This is a genomic window from Rhizobium arsenicireducens (assembly GCF_964021225.1).
The window spans coordinates 1,734,225-1,756,419 of sequence record NZ_CAXHYK020000001.1 but is presented as its reverse complement, the minus strand read 5'-3'; the positions used below and the strand labels follow the sequence as shown (position 1 = coordinate 1,756,419).

20 protein-coding genes and 1 pseudogene are annotated in these 22,195 nt (G+C 60.7%); 13 read left to right on the top strand and 8 right to left on the bottom strand.

The window, feature by feature from the left end; translation table 11 throughout:
* Positions 1-9: 9 nt before the first annotated feature.
* Positions 10-438, bottom strand: a complete 429-nt coding sequence (locus tag ACWPVA_RS08665; RefSeq protein WP_454287307.1) for a GNAT family N-acetyltransferase — start codon at positions 436-438, stop codon at positions 10-12.
* Positions 439-1,484: 1,046 nt separating this feature from the next.
* Here ACWPVA_RS08665 and ACWPVA_RS08660 point away from each other — a divergent pair.
* Positions 1,485-2,117 carry an outer membrane protein gene (locus tag ACWPVA_RS08660; protein ID WP_454287306.1) on the top strand — a complete coding sequence of 211 codons (633 nt, stop codon included), beginning with the start codon at positions 1,485-1,487 and terminating at the stop codon, positions 2,115-2,117.
* 221 nt (positions 2,118-2,338) lie between these two features.
* Here the strand turns inward: ACWPVA_RS08660 and ACWPVA_RS08655 are convergent, their stop codons facing one another.
* The 5 genes and pseudogenes from ACWPVA_RS08655 to ACWPVA_RS08635 all read right to left on the bottom strand — a co-directional run bounded on the left by ACWPVA_RS08655 (position 2,339) and on the right by ACWPVA_RS08635 (position 10,071).
* Positions 2,339-3,070 carry a hypothetical protein gene (locus ACWPVA_RS08655; RefSeq protein ID WP_454287305.1) on the bottom strand — a complete coding sequence of 244 codons (732 nt, stop codon included), beginning with the start codon at positions 3,068-3,070 and terminating at the stop codon, positions 2,339-2,341.
* 13 nt (positions 3,071-3,083) lie between these two features.
* Entirely contained in the window at positions 3,084-6,872 is a 3,789-nt protein-coding gene (locus ACWPVA_RS08650) for a vitamin B12-dependent ribonucleotide reductase (RefSeq protein ID WP_454287304.1), read from the bottom strand.
* A 734-nt stretch (positions 6,873-7,606) separates the two neighbouring features.
* Positions 7,607-8,104 (bottom strand): xanthine phosphoribosyltransferase, encoded by a 498-nt coding sequence (gene gpt / locus ACWPVA_RS08645; RefSeq protein WP_454287303.1) that lies wholly within the window; start codon positions 8,102-8,104, stop codon positions 7,607-7,609.
* 220 nt (positions 8,105-8,324) lie between these two features.
* Positions 8,325-9,167, bottom strand: a complete 843-nt coding sequence (locus ACWPVA_RS08640) for a universal stress protein (RefSeq protein WP_454287302.1) — start codon at positions 9,165-9,167, stop codon at positions 8,325-8,327.
* A gap of 114 nt (positions 9,168-9,281) precedes the next feature.
* Positions 9,282-10,071, bottom strand: a pseudogene (locus ACWPVA_RS08635) (competence/damage-inducible protein A).
* Positions 10,072-10,299: 228 nt separating this feature from the next.
* Between ACWPVA_RS08635 and wrbA the strand changes: the two are divergent.
* Positions 10,300-10,896, top strand: a complete 597-nt coding sequence (gene wrbA, locus ACWPVA_RS08630; protein ID WP_454287301.1) for an NAD(P)H:quinone oxidoreductase type IV — start codon at positions 10,300-10,302, stop codon at positions 10,894-10,896.
* A 126-nt stretch (positions 10,897-11,022) separates the two neighbouring features.
* Here wrbA and ACWPVA_RS08625 read toward each other — a convergent pair whose 3' ends face one another.
* The gene (locus ACWPVA_RS08625; RefSeq protein ID WP_454287300.1) at positions 11,023-11,262 is read right to left on the bottom strand and encodes a hypothetical protein; all 240 of its coding nucleotides are present in this window, start codon (positions 11,260-11,262) and stop codon (positions 11,023-11,025) included.
* Positions 11,263-11,794: 532 nt separating this feature from the next.
* Between ACWPVA_RS08625 and ACWPVA_RS08620 the strand changes: the two genes are divergently transcribed.
* The 3 genes from ACWPVA_RS08620 to ACWPVA_RS08610 all read left to right on the top strand — a co-directional run bounded on the left by ACWPVA_RS08620 (position 11,795) and on the right by ACWPVA_RS08610 (position 13,173).
* On the top strand, positions 11,795-12,232 hold the full coding sequence (locus tag ACWPVA_RS08620; protein ID WP_454287299.1) for a hypothetical protein: 438 nt from the start codon (positions 11,795-11,797) through the stop codon (positions 12,230-12,232).
* Between the two features lie 246 nt (positions 12,233-12,478).
* The gene (locus tag ACWPVA_RS08615) at positions 12,479-12,703 is read left to right on the top strand and encodes a hypothetical protein (RefSeq protein WP_454287298.1); all 225 of its coding nucleotides are present in this window, start codon (positions 12,479-12,481) and stop codon (positions 12,701-12,703) included.
* Between the two features lie 152 nt (positions 12,704-12,855).
* Positions 12,856-13,173 carry a hypothetical protein gene (locus ACWPVA_RS08610; RefSeq protein ID WP_454287297.1) on the top strand — a complete coding sequence of 106 codons (318 nt, stop codon included), beginning with the start codon at positions 12,856-12,858 and terminating at the stop codon, positions 13,171-13,173.
* On the opposite strand, the gene ACWPVA_RS08605 is transcribed toward ACWPVA_RS08610, so the two are convergent.
* Complete coding sequence (locus ACWPVA_RS08605) at positions 13,157-13,423, bottom strand: hypothetical protein (protein ID WP_454287296.1); 267 nt, start codon at positions 13,421-13,423, stop codon at positions 13,157-13,159. The two genes, ACWPVA_RS08610 and ACWPVA_RS08605, sit on opposite strands and share 17 nt — an antisense overlap.
* A gap of 13 nt (positions 13,424-13,436) precedes the next feature.
* Between ACWPVA_RS08605 and ACWPVA_RS08600 the strand changes: the two genes are divergently transcribed.
* The 8 genes from ACWPVA_RS08600 to ACWPVA_RS08565 all read left to right on the top strand — a co-directional run bounded on the left by ACWPVA_RS08600 (position 13,437) and on the right by ACWPVA_RS08565 (position 22,158).
* Positions 13,437-14,852, top strand: a complete 1,416-nt coding sequence (locus ACWPVA_RS08600; protein WP_454287295.1) for a helicase-related protein — start codon at positions 13,437-13,439, stop codon at positions 14,850-14,852.
* 94 nt (positions 14,853-14,946) lie between these two features.
* A complete protein-coding gene (locus tag ACWPVA_RS08595) occupies positions 14,947-15,666 on the top strand; it encodes a hypothetical protein (protein WP_454287294.1) in 720 nt (239 codons plus the stop codon).
* A 62-nt stretch (positions 15,667-15,728) separates the two neighbouring features.
* Positions 15,729-16,466 (top strand): hypothetical protein, encoded by a 738-nt coding sequence (locus tag ACWPVA_RS08590; RefSeq protein ID WP_454287293.1) that lies wholly within the window; start codon positions 15,729-15,731, stop codon positions 16,464-16,466.
* Positions 16,463-19,195: a DNA polymerase gene (locus ACWPVA_RS08585; protein WP_454287292.1), complete on the top strand. Its 2,733-nt coding sequence runs from the start codon at positions 16,463-16,465 to the stop codon at positions 19,193-19,195. Before ACWPVA_RS08590 ends, ACWPVA_RS08585 begins: the two co-directional genes overlap by 4 nt.
* Positions 19,192-19,671 carry a hypothetical protein gene (locus ACWPVA_RS08580; RefSeq protein ID WP_454287291.1) on the top strand — a complete coding sequence of 160 codons (480 nt, stop codon included), beginning with the start codon at positions 19,192-19,194 and terminating at the stop codon, positions 19,669-19,671. Before ACWPVA_RS08585 ends, ACWPVA_RS08580 begins: the two co-directional genes overlap by 4 nt.
* A gap of 182 nt (positions 19,672-19,853) precedes the next feature.
* A complete protein-coding gene (locus tag ACWPVA_RS08575; RefSeq protein WP_454287290.1) occupies positions 19,854-20,954 on the top strand; it encodes an ATP-dependent DNA ligase in 1,101 nt (366 codons plus the stop codon).
* A gap of 74 nt (positions 20,955-21,028) precedes the next feature.
* Positions 21,029-21,208, top strand: coding sequence for a hypothetical protein (locus ACWPVA_RS08570; RefSeq protein WP_454287289.1), 180 nt, complete (start codon positions 21,029-21,031; stop codon positions 21,206-21,208).
* Between the two features lie 167 nt (positions 21,209-21,375).
* Positions 21,376-22,158, top strand: coding sequence for a thymidylate synthase (locus ACWPVA_RS08565; protein WP_454289554.1), 783 nt, complete (start codon positions 21,376-21,378; stop codon positions 22,156-22,158).
* Positions 22,159-22,195: the final 37 nt, after the last annotated feature.

Sequence of the window (22,195 nt, the reverse complement as noted above, 5' to 3'; positions counted from 1 at the left end):
TGGCGGCGCTCAAAAGCGTTTCTTCAGGAAGAACTGGCCATGGGCGCCATTGCCGCCCTCGAGTTCGCCGAACACATGGTAGCCGAGCTTTTCGTAGAACGGCCGAGCCTGGAACTCGTAGGTATCGAGCCAGATGCCCACATAGCTGCGGGCCCGTGCGATCTTTTCCGCTTCCGCCATCAACCGGCTGCCGATGCCCTGTCCGCGATAGGCCTCGGGCACGACGAGATAGCGGATGAAGGCCCAGCCGAAGCTCTCCTCGCCATAGAGCCCTCCCTCGACGGCGCGGGTTTCGGGATGGCGCACCAGCACGGCGAAATCGGGCCGGTCGCTCTTTCCTGTCTGCGCGGTGTTATAGGCCCGAAGCGCGGCATAGATGGCATAGCGGTCCTCGTCCAAGGGCCGGTCCGGTACGGCTTCGATGATGGGGCTCGGCATGGTCTCTTCCTTCCTGCAGTCCGACTCGCGGCGTAGCGCATTTGCTGATGGCGTTGATGGCCGGGCGGGAGGCGGCTGTAAAGGCGCGGATCCGGGCGCCGGATACGGTTTTCCCTTCACGCGGGCGTTTCGGCCCCGTGGCTTGCTGCAATTCTGGTCCTCCCCTGACGGGAGGGGTAGTCGGCCGGGACACGATCGCGTGCCGCGACTAAGTTAAATTACATGACACCCGATTGTGTCCCGTTCGGTGTCTTTTGCCGGGCAAACTCGGTCTCTCTGCGCGGATGACGGCACCTTTTCCAGGGTTGCGCTCGCGGGTGTTTGTTCTTGCTTATCCCGCTGCGGAACGAAAGCCGGGGGAGCCCCCGCCAGTCGCCGGTCCAATCATGTGTGCCCTACAGGCACGCCCCGCCCTGTTTCAGGCGAGAGGGAGACCCTTCATGCCCAGCCCCGGGGAGGCGGCCCGCGCTTCGACCACGCCCCCGGGCACCGGTCCCGCCTCGCCGGCAACGCAAACCGGTGTAACCGATGGCGGGACGAGGCCAGTGTAGTGGTGGTTTGGGATGCGGGGATGAATGAAGGGTGCGGGCACTGAATTTGCAGCCGTTTCCGGTTCTTTCATCCCCGGATTTGGGGGCAGGGGCCGGGATGTGGGCCGGTTGCTTCGAGGCTTGGCCTTTTGGCCAAGCACATCAGCATGAGGGGGAGTGTCTGGCTCGCACTACAAGGCGCATCGGGAGAACTCCCTGCCTGAAGCGCAACGGTAGCCCTCACCCTGAGGTGGGCGCGCAAGCGACCCTCGAAGGGCGGGGCGGGCGGTTCGTGCGACCGGCCGGAGCATCACGAAAATGTTTCTCCCGAAACGGCCGAACGTGCTGCTCGAATTAACAAAGTCTTTATCCGTTCGTGAAAATTAGAAGGACCTGCTGTGCGCGGGATCGCCGGGGGGACACAAGGTCCGGCGAGAGGGTCCGCGCCGCGGCAGGCAGCCTATCCGAATGTTCGCCCGCTCCTTTCGGGATGCGGGCTCTGTATGGAGTTAACCGATGACCAAGACCGTGAAGTCCTTCGCCCTGGTGCTGACGGCGGCATTTGCAACCACCCCTGTCTTCGCCGCAGATCTGACCTATTCCGAACCCACTCCCTCCTACGAGGCACCGGCCGCGACATCCTCCGGCTTCACCGGCGCTTATGCCGGTATCCATGCCGGCGTCTCATCCGAGCGGATCAATCCGTTCTCGGGCGAAAAGGAATTCATGGGCGGCATCCAGGGCGGCTATAACGGCGAAGTGGGCGGCGTCATTGTCGGCGGCGAACTCGAATATTCGCATCTCGGCGACACGGAAGTCGGCGTGCCGGGCGGCACGCTGAAGGAGCGCCATCGCGTCGCGGCCAAGGCCAAGGCCGGTGCCGCCATGGGCGAAACGCTGCTCTACGGCACCGCCGGCATGGCAATGACCAGCCTGCGCGACACCGGCAGCGTAAGAGGCCCCGACGGCTGGAAGCCCGGCTACCTGCTGGGTGCCGGCGTCGAGCAGAACCTCAACGCCAACCTCTCCGCCAAGGTCGAGTACAACTATGTCCGCACCAACGACGTGCGCAGCTTCAACGGTGTCTCCACCTCGAACACCGACATCAGCGACCACGTCATCAAGGGCGGCCTGAACTACAAGTTCTAGGACGGAGCCGTTTGTGATCTCTTCCTCTCCCCTTGTGGGAGAGGAAGAAAAATCGGCATCTGGGCTTCCGCTAAGTGCCAGATTCTTCAGGTGAGGGGGGCGTTTGTGCCCGTCTTCCTACCCCCTCACCAACAAAATCTGCGACTTAGCTGGCGCTAAGACCGCGATTTTGTAACCTCTCCCACAAGGGGAGAGGTGGGGGCGGCGTGTTTCGGCTTAACTCAAGTATCCAACCGGCTTTCCGTGTCTTCCGGCTTCTCTGGTGCGATTCCGTTCCAAGCTAACCTGAACCGTTGCGTTTCCGACGGAAGTATGTCGGCAACAGAGATGTGGAAAGCAGCGCAATATGCGTCGCCGCACGCGTCGGTAACATGCCAAGTAAGGTCGGCAAGGTCGCGGTAGGTATCGATATAGATGTTCTCATTGAAATGTGGGCCGATGTGAAAACGGACGCCATTGTGATGGGCAATTATCGACGTTGTTGAGGGATGCGCTCCGTAATCGGAGAACAAGTTGAACCTTTCGTCGAGATAGGACAACTTACTGCTGTCTTTTAGGTGCGGTTTACGTCTGAGCGCTGGCGGGCCAAACTGGTTTGACTGGTTTCGGCCATTCAGCGATCTCCAAAGCGTTATATCCCGCGGTGAGACTGCGAAATGAAGGGCTAGGATTCCGATCTCGGCTATATCGCGCAGTAGGCTCGCAGCTTGCACGAAATATCCGCAGTCAAGAAGCTTCGTAGCGGCGCCGACGTCGTTGACAACTCGAAATCCGAGTTGTGAGACAGCGAGATAGTCCCCGTGATCTTTTGGATCGTGTCTGCCGATGTCCTGATACAGAAGAGCTTTTCGTATCAGGTCCACCGATGCTGCCAAAGCTTCAACTTGGGCAGAAACAGAAGAGGCGAGCCGGTTATGGCTCGCCTCCACTGAACTTTCGTCAAAGATGCTCATTTAGAACCCGCGCTCAAGAGCACCCGCTCGTCGCCCCACACGTGTCGCACTTCTCGCACGTCCCATTCCGCACCATGGTGAAATTCTGGCACTCGGAGCACATGTTGCCGGTATAGCCTTGGGCGATCGAGCGCATGCGGCGGTCGGCTTCCTTTTTCTTGGCTTCGGCCTTGGCGTCGGCGGCGTCGGCGGCGGCCTTGTCGGAGAACAGCGCGGTCGCGTCCTGGGTACCGGACTCAGCGATTTCCTCCACCGCGCGCTCCTCGTAGTCGCGCTTGAAGGAGACGACTTCCGAGGTCGAGATGGCGGTCGTCACTTCCAGCTTGCGGGCGGCTGAGCCGGCAAAGGCGGAGACATTGCCGCCGGAGGAAGCCTTGGCGGGGGCGCCGGTCGCCGCGCCCTTCGGTTCGCCGAGCGGGCGGTCGATCGTGCCGCCGGCCACCAGGGTCGGCTTGTAGCCGCGGGTCCAGCCGGTCGACAGCAGGTTGGTCTTGCCTTCGGAAATCCCCTTGCCGAGCGCGGTGTTGGAGAAGTCCGAGGTGTCGACATGGGCCAGATCATGGCGACCGAGATAGGAGACGGCCAGTTCGCGGAACACGTAGTCGAGGATCGAGGTCGCGTTCTTGATCGCGTCATTGCCCTGGACCATGCCGGCCGGTTCGAACTTGGTGAAGGTGAAGGCCTCGACAAATTCCTCGAGCGGCACGCCATATTGCAGGCCGAGCGAAATCGAGATGGCGAAATTGTTCATCATCGCCCGGAAGGCAGCACCCTCCTTGTGCATGTCGATGAAGATCTCGCCGATCCGGCCGTCGCCGAATTCGCCGGTGCGCAGGTAGACCTTGTGGCCGCCGACGGTCGCCTTCTGGGTATAGCCCTGACGACGGTTCGGCAGCTTTTCCCGCTCGCGAACGACCCGTTCGATCACACGCTCGACAATCTTCTCGGTGACAGTGACCGCCTGGGCGGCGGCCGGCTGCTGGATCAGGTCTTCGAGCGCATCCTCGTCCTCCTCGTCCTCGATCAGCGAGGCGTTGAGCGGCTGGCTGAGCTTGGAGCCGTCGCGATAGAGCGCATTGGCCTTGATCGCCAGCTTCCACGACAGCATGTAGGCCGCGCCGCAATCCTCGACGGTGGCCTCGTTCGGCATGTTGATGGTCTTGGAGATGGCGCCCGAGATGAACGGCTGGGCGGCCGCCATCATGCGGATGTGGCTTTCGACCGAGAGGTAGCGCTTGCCGACCTTGCCGCACGGATTGGCGCAATCGAACACCGGCAGATGCTCATCCTTGAGGAAGGGGGCGCCTTCGAGCGTCATCGCACCGCAGATATGGACGTTGGCCGCCTCGATTTCCTTCTTGGTGAAGCCGAGATGCTGAAGCAGGTCGAAGGCCGGATCGGAGAAATGCTCCTCCGGGATCATCAGCGCCGACATCTGCTCGTCGCCGATCGTCCAGCGGTTGAACACGAACTTGATGTCGAAGGCCGACTTCAACGCGGTGTTGATCGCCTCGATGGTGCTGTCGTGGAAACCCTTGGCCTTCAGCGTGCCGGGGTTGATGCCCGGCGCCTGGTTGAGATTGCCATGGCCGACGGCATAGGCCTCGATCTCGGCGATCTGGCTCTCACTATAGCCGAGCGAGCGCAGCGCTTCCGGAACGGCGCCGTTGATGATCTTGAAATAGCCGCCGCCGGCGAGCTTCTTGAACTTGACCAGCGCGAAGTCGGGCTCGATGCCGGTGGTGTCGCAGTCCATGACCAGACCGATCGTGCCGGTCGGCGCGATGACCGAAACCTGGGCATTGCGATAGCCGTGCTTTTCGCCAAGCTCCAGCGCCTTGTCCCAGGCGGCGGTTGCATGGGCGACGAGCGCCGGGTCGGTGCACTCGGCATGAACGAGCGGAACCGGGTTGACCGACAGGCCCTCGTAACCCTCGGACAGGCCGTGGGCGGCGCGGCGATGGTTGCGGATGACGCGCAGCATGTTGTCGCGGTTCGGCGCGTAGCCCGGGAAGGGGCCGAGCTCCGAGGCGATTTCCGCCGAGGTCGCATAGGAGACGCCGGTCATGATGGCGGTGAGCGCACCGCAAAGGGCGCGGCCTTCTGCCGAATCATAGGGGATGCCCGATGACATCAGGAAGCCGCCGATATTGGCGTAACCGAGGCCGAGCGTGCGGTATTCATAGGACAGTTCGGCAATCTGGCGCGACGGGAACTGCGCCATCATCACCGAGACTTCCAGAACGACGGTCCACAGCCGAACGGCATGCTCGTAGTCGGCGATGTCAATCTTCTTGGTCTTGGCGTCCTTGAACTGCAGGAGATTCAGGGAGGCCAGATTGCAGGCCGTGTCGTCGAGGAACATGTATTCGGAGCACGGGTTCGACGCGCGGATGGGACCTGCGGCCGGGCAGGTATGCCAGTCGTTCATCGTCGTGTTGAAGTGCAGGCCCGGATCGGCCGATGCCCAGGCGGCATAGGAGATCTTCTCCCACAGGTCGCGGGCCTTCAGCGTCTTCATCACCTTGCCGTCCTTGCGGGCGGTCAGGTTCCAGTCACCGTCTGTTTCGACGGCGCGCAGGAAGTCGTCCTTCAGCGAGACGGAATTGTTGGAGTTCTGGCCGGAGACGGTGAGATAGGCTTCCGAATCCCAGTCCGTGTCGTAGGTCTTGAACTCCATGTCCTTGTAGCCCTGCTGGGCGAACTGGATGACGCGCTTGACGTAGCTTTCCGGAACCTGGTCCTTCTTGGCGGCCTTGATCTCGCGCTTCAGGGCCGGGTTCTGGTTCGGGTCGAAGCAGGCGTCGTTCTCGGCCGAGCAGTTGACGCAGGCCTTCATGATCGCCCTCAGGTGGCGGGCAACGATCTTCGAGCCGGTGACCAGCGCCGCCACCTTCTGCTCTTCCTTGACCTTCCAGTTGATGTATTCCTCGATGTCCGGATGGTCGATGTCGACCACCACCATCTTGGCGGCGCGGCGCGTGGTGCCGCCCGACTTGATGGCGCCGGCGGCGCGGTCGCCGATCTTGAGGAAGCTCATCAGGCCGCTTGAGCGACCGCCGCCCGACAGCTTTTCGCCTTCGCCGCGCAGATAGGAGAAGTTGGAGCCGGTGCCGGAGCCGTATTTGAACAGGCGGGCTTCACGCACCCACAGGTCCATGATGCCGCCTTCGTTGACCAGGTCGTCGCCGACGGACTGGATGAAGCAGGCATGCGGCTGCGGATGCTCATAGGCCGACTTCGACTTGACGAGCTTGCCGGTGAAGGGGTCGACATAGAAATGGCCTTGGCCAGGGCCGTCGATGCCATAGGCCCAGTGCAGGCCGGTGTTGAACCACTGCGGGGAATTGGGGGCGACGCGCTGGGTGGCAAGCATGTAGGCGAGCTCATCGCGGAAGGCGAGGGCGTCTTCTTCCGAGGTGAAATACTTGCCCTTCCAGCCCCAATAGGCCCAGGTGCCGGCGAGACGGTCGAAGACCTGGCGGGCATCGGTTTCAGAGCCGTAGCGCTCACCTTCCGGCAGGGCGGCCATCGCCTTTTCGTCGGCGACCGAGCGCCACAGGAACGAGGGGACGTCGTTCTCCTCGACCTTTTTCAGCACCTTCGGCACGCCGGCCTTGCGGAAATATTTCTGCGCCAGAACGTCGGTTGCGACCTGGGAGAATTGCGCCGGAACATCAATGTCAGCGAGCCTGAAGACGATCGAGCCGTCCGGATTCTTGATCTCACTCACCGCCTGGCGGAATTCGATTTCCGCGTAAGGTGATTGGCCGGGTTTGGTGAAACGACGTTCGATGCGCATCTGGCTCTTGTCCCTTGAAAATTCAGCGCCTCGTCAAAGGCGCAATATACCCCGTTCCGGCGGCGCTTTTCGATGCACAGCCAGTCTCCGTCCGCTTCAAATCAGGTGATTCATCCAGCGATGGTCACTCTGTATCTTGTGGTGATTGTGGCTGCAAACGCTAAATATAGTATTAACAGTTCGTTTTCGCCAGTCCCCGCACGCTGTTTTGGCGGTCTGAAATCGCACAGTAAGACCCGCCAGCCAGAGGGCTGATCATGGCCCCGACCCCGCATTTACGCCTCGCGATTTACTGAAACGAACCGGCCTCGTGATGTCCGGTTCCGTCGCCGCCGCAACATAAGGAAGCATTAACTTTGAAAGGGCTGATTCCGTCAAGGGGTGGGTTGTGACGAAATTATTAATACCAGATATTGTGGTTACCGGCTGTGGAAAACGGGGAAAGGTGCATGTCGATGGAATTGTTCGGGTTTTGCAATGACAGCCGGCCAAGGCGGGCCAGGCGTGGTCGGCGAGAGGCGTTTGATTTTTTCGGTTGCTGCAAAATCCACCCGCGGCAGCGCGGCCCCTTGCTGCGCCTCAAGGTGGGTGCACTCAGTGATTCCCATGCAGATTCGCACGCGGACGGTATCTAGCGTTTGGGGCAATGTGGGCGGGAAGTACAATCAAAAAAGGCGCGATCGTCTCGCGCCCTTCCGGCCGACCTCGCGGTCGCGAATCGATGTTGCCGCGGCTCAGGCGCCGTTGTGCTTGGCGATCGGCTCCTGGTAGGTGAAGCCCAGGTCCCAAGGGAAATAGATCCAGGTGTCCTGGCTGACCTCGGTGATGAATGTGTCGACCGTCGGCACGCCCTTGGGCTTGGCGTAGACGCAGGCGAAATGCGCCTTTGGCATCATCGCCCGGACCTCGGTTGCGGTCTTGCCGGTGTCGGTCAGGTCGTCGACGACGAGTACCCCCTGTCCGCCGTCGGTGGTCAGTTCCGCCGTAATGCTCTTCAGGAGCTGCATGTCGCCCTGGCTGGTATAGTCGTGATAGGAGGCGATGCAGACCGTTTCGATCAAGCGGATGTTCAGTTCGCGCGAGATGATGGCGGCCGGCACGAGCCCGCCGCGGGTGATGCAGACGATGGCGCGGAAGTCCTGCTTGAGACCGGCGAGCCGCCAGGCCAGCGCCCGGGCGTCGCGGTGAAACTGATCCCAGGATACGGGAAAGGCTTTTTCAGGCAGGGACATCGCTCTCAGGCTCCGCAAAAGGCATCATGATCGAGGTGCCGGCGTTGTTCCGGCGGTTTCAAGACCGGCCGGTTGCGGGAAATGCCGTCGCGTTTGGTGGATGCTTCAAACGCTGATCGCGCGGACAGTGCCGCGCGATTGCTGCCCGCAAGGGCCTTAGTCCTTGCCCGCAGCTATTAGCGGTATTTGAAGGCGCAAGGCAAGGCCCGGCACCCAGCTGTCAGCGCGAAAGCAGGGTGAGCGCTGTCATCGATTCGAGCACGGTGCGGGTCACGCCGCCGAACAGCATTTCCCACCAGCGCTTGTGGCCGTATGCGCCCATGACGAGAAGGTCGATGGAACTGTCTGACAAACGGTTCTCGATCGCCGCAGACGCCGGCAATTGGTCCGTTTCCTCGCGAACGACGGTGATGTTCACGCCGTGGCGGGCAAGCGTGGCGGCGATCTCGGCGCCGGCCATGCTGGGAGACTGCGAGCGGGTCTCCGGCGGATCAACGGTGAAGACCTCGACGCTCTCCGCGGCCTTGAGGAAGGGGAGGGAGTCGAAGGTAGCGCGGGCCGCCTCGCGTGAGCCGTTCCAGGCGATGAGCACGCGCTTGATCGGCTTCGGCTCCTTGAGGATATAGGGAACGAGCAGGACCGGTCGGCCGCTTTCGAACAAGAAGCCCTCGAGATCGGCGCGGCTCTCGGAGAGAATGGTGTTTTCGCCTTGGGCGGCGACCACGAGGTCGCAGTGGCGCGCGCTGTCGACCAGGGACGCTGCACCGTAACCGGCGGACGACACGAAGCTGCGCCATTCATGGGAGGTGCCGTTGCGCGCGGAGCGCTCGCGGAAGATCCTCTCGACGTCGACCGCCTCGGCATGGGCCATGTCCTGCAGGGCCTGGACGGTCGAGGGGTCGGGGATTTCCATCGGTGCCACCAGCGGCAAGGTGGCGAGCGCCTCGGCATGCAGGCCGATCACGTGCGATTTGAATTGTTCGGCGAGCGAAATGGAAAAATCTGTAATTTGCTGCGCGTTCTTGGGCGTGTCCAAGACGGCGAGAATGGTTTTATAGCCCATAAATGTCTCCCTCGAGCGGTGATCATGGGATCCCGCATAATCGATTTATGGCGACAATCCTTGCGGCCTTCCTTGACTTCGGTCAATAGCGGCGGTGTGTAGCGCCCGAAGTTCTCAGGCAAGTTCGCCGGTCCCGAGATCCTTTTCCGTAGCGCCTTCCTGTTCGGTGGTAAGCGCTTCGATCATCGCCGCGACATCACCGGCCGCGGCCTCGAGCGCCTCGCCGTTTCGCGCCCGCACTACCAGCTCGGTGGTGAACCGCAGGCCGTCGAAGTGCGGATAGGAGCCGATCGAGGTCTCCGGGTGAGCCTTCTGCACCGCGCCCAACAAGGTTCCGATATCGCCTTCGCCGAAGGGGCAGTGGATCGCACGCGAAAGGACCCTGGCGCCGGCCGGAAGCGTGGCGACGACGGTATCCAGCATGGCCTGGAACACCTGAGGCACCCCGGCCATCACATGGACATTGCCAATGATGAAGCCGGGCGCAACCGACACCGGATTGGGGATGTGGCGGCTACCTTCAGGCATGCGAGCCATGCGCTGGCGGGCCTCGGTGAACTCCATATTGCGGCGCTGGTACATCTCTGCGAGCAGTCGCATGGCGTCCGGATCGTGGGTGCAGGGCACACCGAAGGCATTCGAGACCGCATCGGCGGTGATGTCGTCGTGCGTGGGGCCAATCCCTCCGGAGGTGAAGACATAGGTGTATCGCGCGCGCAGCGCGTTGAGGGCGGCAATGATCTCCGCCTCCTCGTCGCCGACGATCCGCACCTCTTTCAGGTCAATGCCGGAAAGCGTCAGCACCTCGGCGAGATGGCCGATATTCTTGTCCTTGGTACGGCCCGACAGGAAGCTCGTCGCCGATGGCGAGCATGGCGGCCGTCTTGATGGTCGTTTCAGTCATGAGGATATCCCGATCGTTTCAAGCTGAGTCTATCGTCTGCCGAAGGCTTGGCAAGAGACCGCCGCAGCCGTCGTTCACCAAAATTCTGCGATTGGCTGAGGGCTGTAGCCGAAACATGAACAGTCCGTCGCCGTGGCAAGGGCTGGTTTGTTGGCCTTGGTCCGCTACATAATCGTTATCGAATTCACAACGCGGTTGTCGCCGCTCAGTCCCAAATGGAGATACGTCATGGCTAAGGTATTGGTTCTCTACTATTCCGCTTATGGACACATCGAAACCATGGCCTATGCGGTCGCCGAGGGTGCAAAATCGGCCGGCGCCGACGTCACCGTGAAGCGTGTTCCAGAACTGGTTCCCGACGACGTTGCCAAGGCCTCGCATTACAAGATGGACCAGAAGGCCGAAATCGCCACGCCGGGCGAACTCGAGCAGTATGACGCGATCATCGTCGGCGCCGGCACGCGGTTTGGCACGGTCGCCTCGCAGATGCGCAATTTCTGGGACCAGACCGGCGGCGCCTGGGCGCAGGGCAAGCTGGTCGGCAAGGTCGGATCGGTGTTCACCTCGACGGCCACCCAGCACGGCGGCCAGGAATCGACCATCCTCGGCTTCATCCCCACTCTCATGCACCACGGCATGGTCGTGGTCGGCTTGCCTTACGCCTTCCAGGGCCAGTCGGGCGTCGAGGCGGTCAAGGGCGGCTCGCCCTATGGCGCGTCGACCATCACCGACGGCGACGGCTCGCGTCAGCCGTCCGAGGTGGAACTGGACGGTGCCCGCTATCAGGGCGCCCATGTGGCGAAGATTGCCGCCAAGCTCGCCTGATCGCGACGCAGGATTTCGGATTGTAGACGGCGGGGGCTTGCCTCCGCCGTTCTTCGTCCGGAGTCTGTGACGTCGCTTGGCCGGCATGTGCCGGCAATTCTTGATAATCCGGTGGCGCTGAAGAGGTCAGTTGCGATCGCGCATCGCGCCTGAGGTGGCCATCCCTGCCAGCCGCTTGCCGCCGCTGAGCGCTGCCAGTTCGACCAGATCATCCTCGTCGGACACGCCGCTTTCGTGAAGCTGGATGATCAGCGCCACTGCGTTCCTCGCAAGTTCCGGCGTCTCGGCAAAACGGTGATCTCTCAGAAGCCGCCGAATTGCGTTTTTGACCATGTCAGGTTGCTGGCGTATCTCGATCTTTGTCACGGGACAGTCCTTTCCGCCATCGTTCTCCAGTCACGGAAAAGTCACGTCCTAAGTTCGGATGCAAATCGTGTTGGAACAATCCTAGTAACATGGGGGTGTGACGATAATGTGCCGTCCGCAAAGCTGGGAAGTCAGCCAAGAATCCCATACCATCGGTCCGACGTGTGAAGGCGAGCTTGAGAATGGCCTCCGGATCGACGCCGTCACTCATGAATTCGCGGTGGCCAGGCGATCAAATTCTTCGCAACACAAGGCAAAGCCTGTGCAAAACAGGGACTTGCAATTTCCCCGTGAAGCATTGAAAAAGCTTCGGCGCGGACGTGGCGAAACTGGTAGACGCAAGAGACTTAAAATCTATTCAACGCATCTACCCACTAGTACATACATCTCTCATTTTGGACAGTAAGACCCCTTGGAAACTTGGGGTCTTCTCTTAAGTACATAGTACCCACATGTGGGTCTAACTTGGATCTGCTTGAAAAATCGGTCACACGTGTGGCAGATTTCCACCCAAAAATGAGAAATGCGGAACATGAACGACATCAACAATTGGCATCCGGCCGCGTTGGCCGATTTGGAAAATACAAGCATGACCGTCTCGGAGATTGGCCTGAAATATGGCCGGTCACCGCGGACCATCGAGAGGCTGCTCTATCAGAGCAAAATTGTCCGGCTGAACCCGAACAAGCGGCGTGGGCCGAAGCGGCGGGAGAACATGCTACCCGTGTCTCGCCAGCACCACGCGATCGGCATCCGGTTGAACATGTATCGGGCCAACGTCGGCGTGCGGGAGTTCGCCAACCGAATTGGCGTAAGCGTCCCCGTCCTCATGAGCATGGAAGTCGGTCAGCACGACTTCAAGCTGAGCCAGCTGCTGAAAATCTGTGAGGTCACCGGCCTCGTCCTCGGGGATCTGATGAGGACCTTCGAGAGCAACATCTATCAAGGGAGCAAAAATGCCCAACACTGAGAATACCGTCGTCGACACCCACCAGGACTATTTCACACTGGTCAGCCAATTCCACCGGGCATCACCAACCAGACAGGTGGTGCTCCTCCGGGGGCCCATCCTGGCCCGCTGTGGGGCACCGGGGCCGGTTGGTGCACAGAACAGGCTCCGGAACTTCTGGTACTCCCAGGCCAGCCGGCTGGGCCTGGACACGGAGGCGTTGAAAATCTGGGTCTGAAGACCCATATGCAACCCAATGGAGGAACTATGGATAACCAACGCACCAAACTCATGACACGCCGGGATGAACTCCTCGCCGCTATGAACAAGGCGGGCTACTGGGACCCCGCGCGGTACGAGGAAATGAGAGAGGTCGAAAAGAACATCGCTCTCCTTCCCGAACCCGTGGTCATCCCGCCTGATGAACCTGAGCCGGACCCCCCGGAGGTCCTGCCTGAACCAGAAGTGAAACCCAAGAAGGGTCGGTATTGAAAATACCGGCCCTTTTGCTTGTCCAAGCCCAGCGGGCGGTGGCCTGGTAACACCCGCAATCAGGGATGAGTAAGCCTTTCCTCAGGCCCTGGTCGTCTAGCTCGGACGTAAAACGAGCAAACTCTCCCTCTCCAACATCGAAGGAAATAACCATGAAGATCCTCTTTGAGGTTCTGGAACGGAACCACTATGCCATTGTGGACCCGGTGGTTCCCGCTGGCGCCGAGCCTGCCAAGATCGTGCATGAGGCCGGCTGCGTGGATGCTATCCGCATCCTGAAGTTCGACCCGCAGACGCTGCAGGTCTGGGACATCACCCAGGAGATCTACCCTTTCTACCAGGGCAGTTTCGATGAAGCATCACCGGCCTGGATAAAGGAACAGCCCGACTTTGACGATCGGGCTGCGGAAGAACGGCGAGACACTCGGGAGTGGTTGAACCACACCCGGTCGTTCAGTCGTGTGGCTTAACCGGGGGCCGGGGGCGCTTGATGTACATGCCGGGGTTGAACTTTCCCGAGCCATCCCTCAGCGCCTCCGCCAGTCTGGGCGGCATGTAGCCAATCACATCCAGGCGGCGAATGTCCGCAATCAAGCGCGGGTATATCTCGAGCGCTTCCTCAAAATTCTGCTGAATTTTCTTCTCCTCAGCTTCCTTGGCAGCGAGAGCGCGCAGCTCCTGCAGCTCGGCTATCTGCCGATCAATGTCTTCCACTTTCATAAGCGAGTCTCCAATGACTAATGCTTCACTCCGGGTCGATCAGATCGCGGACCTGGCCTACTACATGGCCAACCCTAAATGCCTCAATCTCTCCGACCCGGGATCGGGGAAAACCCCTTCGGTCTGTGTCATGCAATGGTACATGTGGTCCCAGCTTGGCATCGGAACTGTGTGGCCGCAACCGAAATCTCTCCTCAAGAAGAACAAAAAGGAAATTCTCCGCTTCACGGACTTCAAGGACGAGGACGTTGTCATCGTCAACGGGACCAAGAAGCAGATCGAGAAGCAGCTCGCCTCAGGCGGCAAGGTGTTCCTGATGGGCTTCCGGCGGTTCACTCTATCCTGGCGCCAGCTCCCGAAGTTCGTCCGAGCGGTCCACGTCGACGAGTTCCACATGGGCTACAAGTCCGCTGATAGTCAGCAGACCCTGGCGCTCTTCAAGGCCTTTGATTGTGGGCAGATGACCCACTTCATCCCCATGACCGGCACGCTGATCGACGGCAAGCTGTCGTCGGCCTATCCGGCGATCCGGATCGTCGAGCCCCGCTACTACCTCTCGCAACAGCAGTTCATCGAATACCACGGGGTCAAGGACTTCGACGGAAACGTCGTCGCCTGGAAGAACCACGACAAGCTCTCCCGGATCTTCGGCCGGCACGCCATCCGGCGGACCTTCGCCAGTGTCCATGGTGAGCAGGAGTCGGTCGTCATCCCAGAGATGGTCGACATGGCGCCGAAGCAGCGCCAATTCTACGACCTCTTCCGCGACGAGGCGATCCTCGAACTGGAGAAGTTCTTCATCGACGGGACGATGCCCGGCGTGGCCTTCACCCGCGCCCGTCAGCTGATGGAGCACCCGGCCAACTTCCCCGATCTCTCGAACCCAGGGCACTTCCTCGACATCCTCGACGGCGAGCCGACCGAGAAGGAGGAAGAACTCAAGGTTCACTTCGAGGAACACTATACCAACGAGAAGCCCTTCATCATCTTCACGCCGCTCACCCGGCAGCAACAGCGGATCGCTGGGCTGCTGGAGCAGCACAAGATCACCTACGCCTTCATCAATGGCAGCGTGACGCAGAACCAGCGGGACAAAGCCAGTGAGGATTTCGAAGAGGGTAGGGTGCAGGCGGTGCTGGCAACTCCCCAGACTGCAGCCTTTGGCTACAACTGGCAGTTCAACGGAAAGAAGGAGGTGGATCACATGATCTTCGCCGCCCTCGACTTCGGGGATGCAACCTTCATCCAGGCCAGACAGCGCGCGATCCGCGGCAAGAGGTCGTCACCTCTCCGCATCACCACGCTCGAATACAACGACTCACTCGACCAGCACATCTGCAAGCTCATCTACAAAAAGAGCGTCGATGCCAACAAGGTCGATCCGAGCAGACCAATCCTACAACTCTCCGGCTTTGAGGGAAAATACTGAGTGGGACATACCAAGAAAGAAGAGATCTAAAAAAGCCAAAAGACTTATGCCATCTATCACCTTGTCACCAAGACAGAAACGAAAGAGAAATCACATGACTCAGCAGCAGACAATCGCAGAAGCAATTGCACAGGCACAGGCCGCAGCGGCAGCAATGCCCGCCCAGGTCACCAACACTCCGGCCGTCCAGCAGAACACTGGCACCGCAGTCGGCGCCCCGACCGCACCCGGAGCACCTCTCGGCATCGACGACATGCTCTCGGGCGGCGTCCAGGTCGACCATTGGTTGAAGCTCTCCGCCTACGGCATCGCCATCGGCGACAAGACGAAGCCGCTGGACGATCTCGACGTCTACCTCAACATGAACGAGATCGCCTACTGCTTCCAGATCAAGTACCAGCTCAACGGCTCGGCGGTTTACCACCGCTCCTACGACCGCACTTCCGACGCGGCCGGTGGATCCTGGATGGCAACCATCCAGAAGGCACAGTCGATCGACCCGAAGGCCTTCGAGTATCGCTCGGCGGAGATCCCCTTGATCGCCGCTGTCGACGTGATGGGCAAGGATGGCAAGACCGTTGCGGTCAAGGCCGGCGAGACCCTCGGTCTCACGCTCTCGACCACTGGTTGGAAGCCGTTCCAGACCCTCATCCGGGACATGACCCGCGCCGGCCTCGACGTCCGGGACGGTACGGTCAAGATGAAGCTCGGCTTCGAAGTCAAGCAGAAGACCGGTGTCAACGACTGGGCCATCCCGAGCTTCCTCTCCTTCGAGGAAATCGATCAGGTCCCGCTGTTCGAAACCGTTCACTGAAACCGATCGATGATCAACAGAAGAGGGTGGCGAAAGCCACCCTTTTTCTTTGAGAGGAAACCATGATCAACATCATAGATGGCCACAACTACTTCCGCCGGCTGGTTTCGGTCGGGAGTGACGCCCGGTCGATCCTGAACACGTTCCTCACACCGAAGGTGCAGACCATTGTGGTTTGGGACGGAGAACGTGGCTCGCAGCGCCGCCGGGACATCTACCCGCAGTACAAGACCAACCGCACGCCGCTCGACAAGGACATCAGCCTCCACTTCACCACACTGGTGAAGGTGCTGTCGCACTGCGACGTGACGCAAATGATGCACCCCGGCTATGAGGGCGACGACGTGATCGCCACACTGGCCCGGGAATATGCCGGCGCTGGCCAGGCAGTCCACATTGAAAGCACCGACGCCGACTTCCTGCAGCTGAAGGGCGAGTTCCCAAAGCTGGTCACCTGCACCGCCGCGGGTAAGGTGCCCCCCGAACTGACGCTCCTCTACAAGATCTGGGTCGGTGACCCCGCCGACAAGATTTCCGGCATCCCGACCTTCGGACCGAAGACCTGGGAGCGGACGGACCTGGAGCAACTCCAGCTCCTTACCACAACGGCACTCAAGAGTGACGTCATCATTGACATCGGCCTCCCGCCGGCGGTCAAGCCGACCGTCGAGCTTATCAAATCCCTCCACGCAGTCGTCTCGTTCTTCGATGTTCCTCGCAAGGAACTCCTTGAGCACGTCGTGTTCGGTCGCCCGAACTACGCCGCGGCGGATGCCTATCTCAAGGAATTTTTCCAATGAGCATCACGACCATTCTCGTCGACAAGACCAACTTCGAGCAACACGCCCTCGCAATCATCCTGGCAATGAAATCGGCGTCGTTCGTCGGCATCGACGTCGAGACCCAGGACAGCAACCGCCACGAGGGGCTCAACACCCTCTGCGGTTACCGGGAGGACGGAACCAAGTCGAAGACCGCCAAGCTGGTCTTCGACATGCGCCGCACGGTCATGACGGGCTTCTCGCTCTACCCCGAGGGGAATGACGCGGCCTATTACATCAACCTCAACCACGCCGACGTCGAGAACCGACTGTCCTGGGAGCAGGCCCAGAAGCTGATCGACGCCAGGCCGGTGGGCTCATACTTCGTTGCCCACAATGCCCCCTACGAGTTGACCAGCTTCCAGTTGTGCTTCGGCCTCAAGCTGGCGAACATTATCTGCACGATGCAGATGGCCGTCTCGGCCTTCGGCCCGGACGAATATGACCTCAGCAAGTTCATTGCGGCCGGCGAGGGTGGTATCGGCGTCCTCAAGAACCAGCTGCTGCAGTTGTCGATGACCTACGACCCTGCGACCAAGCAGATGCCGGCCCCGTTGGAAGAGCTGGTCGGCAAGATCATTGCCAAGGAAAGTTCGGCCGAGCACTCCTACAATGGCTTCGTCAAGCAGATCTCCTACGGCTATGGCCTGAAGAAGCTGGTCGCCAACTTCTTCGACCACCGGATGACGACTTTCGAGGAGGTCCTCAACGGCAAGGCCCATATGGGCCAGCTGACCGGGGCCGAGGTCGCAGCTTACGGCGCCGAGGACGCCTACTGGGCCGTGCGGCTGTTCCGCCACCTGATGGCCTACATGGCCAAGACCAACCCGGCGGTGATCCAGACCTTCTTCGAGCAGGAAAACCCGATGGTTCATGTCTTCACGGACATTGCGATCGGCGGCATGAAGGTCAACACCGACGCCATTTACGCCCGCCGGGACGATGAGCGGCAGGGCATGGCCCGAACCCTTCGGGATCTGAAGGAGCAGGTCCGGGCGCTCCTCCCGTTCGACGACGCCCCTCATGAGGGGTTGATGACGGACAAGTGGTATGCCAGCGGGCATCAGAAGTACCGCGATCAGATCACCCGCTGGGCCAACAGCCCGGACTTCATCCAGAAGCTCGAGCCCGACGAAGACGACATCTTCGCCTGGCAGGACGCCGCACTGGTCTTCGCCCAATGCAACCAGGTCCGCGGACCGGTGTCCAACGCCTGGGCGGCGGATCTCAGCCAGCCGGAAAGCACTGGCCCGAACCTCAGCCACTACATGCCGCAGCGGGTCCTGATGTATGACCTGCTTCGCCAGAAGGTGATGCGGGTCCAGGGCAAGATCCAGAGCGACGGCGAGGCCCGGGGCAAGCTCCTCGATCGTCTCACCGACGACGCCCATAAGGTCGTCATCCAGGGCATGAACCAGATCTCGGGCGTCGAGCAGCGGATGAAGCTATACCTGACGCCCTACATCCTGCTTATGGACCCGGAGACCGGGTGCCTCTACCCGAACGTCTCCTCCATGCTGGCCACCCGCCGCATGGCAGCGTCGAACCCGAACCCGATGCAGCTCGCCAAGCGTGGCGACAGCACCTACGTCCGGGGTTTCTTCGAGGCTGACCACGATGATCACGTCATCGTCTCCTGCGACTGGTCCGGCGTCGAGCTGGTCGAGATCGGGGAGTTCTCGGGCGACCCCGAGTTCATCAAGGCCTTCGGCCAGATACCCCATGGTGACCTCCACGCCGGCGCCGCAGCGGACATTCTCGCCGCCGACGTGCCGGGCCTGACCGAGAAGTCCTTCAAGATGTTGAAGGACTTCAACCACGCGGACGACTACCGCGACCACTTCGGCCAGGAGATGACCAACTACAACCGGCTCTTCACCAACCTGAAGGGTCAGCCGCTGCTGGTCGGTGATGCCTACAAATACTGGCGAACCGAAGTCGGGAAGGGTGCCAACTTCAACTATTGGTACTCCGGCTTCCTCGCCACGATCGGCGAGCGCATGGGCTGGTCGATGGACAAGACCAGCGAGGCCACCAAGCGGTATCGGGAGCGTTTCCTGACGGCCGAAATGTGGCGCGTCAACCTCATCGAGCAGGGCAAGCGGGACGGGTTCGTCATGCTGCCGGATCACCACCGCCGCGTCCGGTTCGAAGCCACGCAGATGTGGGCCGAATACTTCGGCAGCAAGTTCCGCCTGCCGGCGAACCGCGAGGATGACCTGGTCTACCGCTACAACGCGGTCTGGGAATACGTGATCCGCAAGATCCAGAGCCGGGCCAACAACCAGCTGGTCAACGCCTACATTCAGGGCAGCTGCGCCACACTGGCAAAACGGTCTGTGCTTCGCATCCTCGAAAAGGCCAAGGCCCTGGGTTGGACCGAGCGGGAGTTCCGCTTCATGGTCCCAATCCACGATGAGTTGGTGTTCTCGGTCCACCGCTCGATCGCCGCCCAGGCAATCAAGCTCATCCGCGACACCATGATCGACCACCCCGACATGTTCACCCGATGCGTTCTCGACGCCAGCCCGAGCGTGGGTCTGACCTTTGAGCCGTTCAACGCCAAGAAGGGCATCCTTCTCGGCCAGGTGGAACTCTACGAGCTGCCCGAAGCAGTCGGCGTCGGCAACGTCAACGGACGCGCAACCGACGATCAGATCGGCGGCGTCGTCGATTACCTCTTCCAGCAAAGGAAACTCGCTGCATGAAAATGCCTACCATCACATCCCAGCTAGCGTTTGGGGACCTCCCGGAGAAGTTTCTCCGGAGGGTCCTCACCAACGTCAAATCCCCCCACCAGTTCCAAAAGCAGAACGCCTACATCGTTCTGTTCCTGATGCCCATGGAAACCCTGCAGTTCGATCGGCAGGCCCTCTCCAAGCTCGTGGAAGTCGCCCAGACCGACCCCTACAGGTCCGACCCGGCTCTCTGCAAACACCTGGTCGAACTCCTGACCCAGATCCAGCCCCAACCCAAGCCGGAGCCCGAAGTCACCATGTCGAAGCCCAAAACCACACCGAAGCCCGCGCCCGAAGAAACCTGGGCCGCTCGCGTCCGCGTCAAATTCTACAGCGGCCGGATCGAGGAGGTCGAGAAGGAGATCCGGACCCTGGCCGATCTCCAGGAGATTATCAGCGGTCTTCACCCCCAGAACGTCAAGATCAAACTGGAGCGCCTGACATGACAGCAGTTCGCGAAATCCTCAGCAGCGTGATCGTCGCGATCATCCTCGCTGCACTCTTCATCGGTACCGCCATGGGGGCTCGAATGGCTCAGCTACATCTTGGCTGAGTGGAGCGTCCCGCGGCTCGTGACCTACATCAGCATCATCGGAGCCATCTGGCTTGTATGGAAGGACAAAAAGTAATGACCATCTCCAACGAAATCTTCAAGGTCGACACCAAGGGCAAGATCCGGACCTGGCAGTACGAGGTCCACGAGGACTCCTGGCGCACGATCGCCGGCCTCCAGGACGGCAACAAGGTCACCAGTGCCTGGACGAAATGCGTGCCGGCCAGTCAGCCGACCGCAGAGCTTCAGGCCCAGTTCGAGGCCGATGCCGAACAGAAGAAGAAGCTGAAGCGCGACTACCACCTGACGATCGCCGGCACGGCGACGGCCAACTACTTCAAACCCATGCTGGCCGAGAAGTACGAGCCCCACCTGGTCCAGCCGGGGGACATGGCACAGCCCAAGCTCGATGGTATCCGCTGCATCGCCACCAAGGATGGTCTGCGGACCCGCAAGGGTGAGGCACTCACGTCCTGCCCGCACATCATCGAGCAGCTGGATCTGCTGTTCACCCGGTACCCGGATCTGACCTTGGATGGGGAGCTTTACAACCATGACCTCAAGGACAACTTCAACGAACTCGCGTCGATCATCCGCAAGAAGACGCCAGACACCGACCAGGTTGCCCGTGCTGCTCGTGATATTGAGTATCACGTATATGATCTGGTTTCTGGTGGCGACTTTGCCTCCGAGGCTGTGGAGCGCAATGGTCAACTGACCAAGATCCTGCTCGAATACGGCGGTGATGCCATCATCCCAGTCGACACCATCATGGTCGACACTGATGCGGAAGTCCGGTCCTTCTTCAAGCAATGCGTTGCCCTCGGTTATGAGGGGGCGATGGTCCGGTCTGGCGGCGCCGGCTACCAGCAGAAGCGCTCGAAGGCGCTGCTGAAGTTCAAGGAGTTCCAGACGGCTGAGTACCCGGTATCCCGCGTCATCGAAGGTACGGGGAACTGGGCCGGCTATGCCAAGGCTGTCGAGTACATCATGCCGGGCGACGTCAGGGGCGAAGACGGTGAGCGGCCGAAGGCCGGCATCAAGGGCGACTACGCTTTCACGAAAGCACTGCTCGACCGAGACGTGGAGATCGTCACAGTCCGCTTCTTCGAGCTGACCCCCGCCGGCGTTCCCCGCTTCGGGATCGCGATCGACTTCGACCGGCGTGATGCCTGATGGCCTTCGGCGCTCGACAGGAGACCGATGGCAAGTGGCGGCTCTGCCTCCGCAAAGGGATCACGATCCACAGGATGACCGACGTCGACGGAGGTCGGGTCGACATCGCGTTCAAGGGCCAGCGCCAGGCGAAGGCCTGCGCCGATGAGCTGAACGAGAACTTCTGGGATGAGTATCGCAAATTCAAGGAGGGGCATCCTGCCCCTCCTTACGCTCAGGACATGATCAGCTGCATAAGGAAACACGCACTATGACCATTACGAAGGGTGACCACGTCACCAAAATCACCGGCGATTACCAGTTCGATGGTATCGTCGACAGCGTCTTCAAGAAGCAGGACGGCCGGGAGCGGATCGTCGTCGAGGATGATCGCGCCACGCTGCACATCTTCAGCGAAGCGAACCTGCGGCTGATCGGCAACATGGCGGACCACCAATACCTGAGGGTTCTCAAGAAGCTCCTGGACAAGGGTGTCTACCGCGAAGGCCGCAACGGCGGAACCTTCGGCCTGTTCGGGGAACAGATCCGCTTCAACCTGGCCGAGGGCTTCCCGCTGCTGACCACCAAGAAGCTCCACTGGAAGTCGATCCTCGTCGAGCTGCTGTGGTTCATCAGCGGCGACACCAATATCAAGTACCTACATGACCATGGCGTCAAGATCTGGGACGAGTGGGCCGACGAGAACGGCAACCTCGGGCCGGTCTATGGCAAGCAGTGGCGCAACTGGCAGGGCATCGACCAGCTCAAGAACGTGATCGACGGCATCAAGCGTGATCCCTACGGACGCCGGCACATCGTCTCCGCCTGGAACCCGACCGAGATTGTGGACATGGCCCTTCCGCCGTGCCACACGATGTTCCAGTTCCACGTCGCAGATGGCAAGCTGTCCTGCAAGCTCTACCAGCGGTCAGCAGACTGGTTCCTGGGCGTCCCCTTCAATATCGCCAGCTACGCGCTCCTGACCCACCTGGTGGCCCGGGAATGTGGTCTTGGGGTAGGGGACTTCATCCACTCCTTCGGCGACCTGCATCTCTACGCCAACCACGTCGAGCAGGCGAGGGAGCAAATCACCCGCCAGCCGCGGGCTTTGCCGACGTTGATGATTATGAAGGGGGCGGGGGACATCTTCAACCTGAACCCGGAAGACTTCTCGATCGTGGCATACGACCCTCACCCGGCCATCAAGGCCGAAGTCTCGGCCTGAGTAGATAATACTCAAGCGCATCGGGTCTTGAGAAACT

Bases quoted from the DNA above. Each gene is read 5' to 3' on its own strand.
- ACWPVA_RS08665 (WP_454287307.1), bottom strand. From the start codon at position 438: ATGCCGAGCCCCATCATCGAAGCCGTACCGGACCGGCCCTTGGACGAG.
- ACWPVA_RS08660 (WP_454287306.1), top strand. From the start codon at position 1,485: ATGACCAAGACCGTGAAGTCCTTCGCCCTGGTGCTGACGGCGGCATTT.
- ACWPVA_RS08655 (WP_454287305.1), bottom strand. From the start codon at position 3,070: ATGAGCATCTTTGACGAAAGTTCAGTGGAGGCGAGCCATAACCGGCTC.
- ACWPVA_RS08650 (WP_454287304.1), bottom strand. From the start codon at position 6,872: ATGCGCATCGAACGTCGTTTCACCAAACCCGGCCAATCACCTTACGCG.
- gpt (WP_454287303.1), bottom strand. From the start codon at position 8,104: ATGTCCCTGCCTGAAAAAGCCTTTCCCGTATCCTGGGATCAGTTTCAC.
- ACWPVA_RS08640 (WP_454287302.1), bottom strand. From the start codon at position 9,167: ATGGGCTATAAAACCATTCTCGCCGTCTTGGACACGCCCAAGAACGCG.
- wrbA (WP_454287301.1), top strand. From the start codon at position 10,300: ATGGCTAAGGTATTGGTTCTCTACTATTCCGCTTATGGACACATCGAA.
- ACWPVA_RS08620 (WP_454287299.1), top strand. From the start codon at position 11,795: ATGAACGACATCAACAATTGGCATCCGGCCGCGTTGGCCGATTTGGAA.
- ACWPVA_RS08615 (WP_454287298.1), top strand. From the start codon at position 12,479: ATGGATAACCAACGCACCAAACTCATGACACGCCGGGATGAACTCCTC.
- ACWPVA_RS08610 (WP_454287297.1), top strand. From the start codon at position 12,856: ATGAAGATCCTCTTTGAGGTTCTGGAACGGAACCACTATGCCATTGTG.
- ACWPVA_RS08605 (WP_454287296.1), bottom strand. From the start codon at position 13,423: ATGAAAGTGGAAGACATTGATCGGCAGATAGCCGAGCTGCAGGAGCTG.
- ACWPVA_RS08600 (WP_454287295.1), top strand. From the start codon at position 13,437: ATGACTAATGCTTCACTCCGGGTCGATCAGATCGCGGACCTGGCCTAC.
- ACWPVA_RS08595 (WP_454287294.1), top strand. From the start codon at position 14,947: ATGACTCAGCAGCAGACAATCGCAGAAGCAATTGCACAGGCACAGGCC.
- ACWPVA_RS08590 (WP_454287293.1), top strand. From the start codon at position 15,729: ATGATCAACATCATAGATGGCCACAACTACTTCCGCCGGCTGGTTTCG.
- ACWPVA_RS08585 (WP_454287292.1), top strand. From the start codon at position 16,463: ATGAGCATCACGACCATTCTCGTCGACAAGACCAACTTCGAGCAACAC.
- ACWPVA_RS08580 (WP_454287291.1), top strand. From the start codon at position 19,192: ATGAAAATGCCTACCATCACATCCCAGCTAGCGTTTGGGGACCTCCCG.
- ACWPVA_RS08575 (WP_454287290.1), top strand. From the start codon at position 19,854: ATGACCATCTCCAACGAAATCTTCAAGGTCGACACCAAGGGCAAGATC.
- ACWPVA_RS08570 (WP_454287289.1), top strand. From the start codon at position 21,029: ATGACCGACGTCGACGGAGGTCGGGTCGACATCGCGTTCAAGGGCCAG.
- ACWPVA_RS08565 (WP_454289554.1), top strand. From the start codon at position 21,376: ATGGCGGACCACCAATACCTGAGGGTTCTCAAGAAGCTCCTGGACAAG.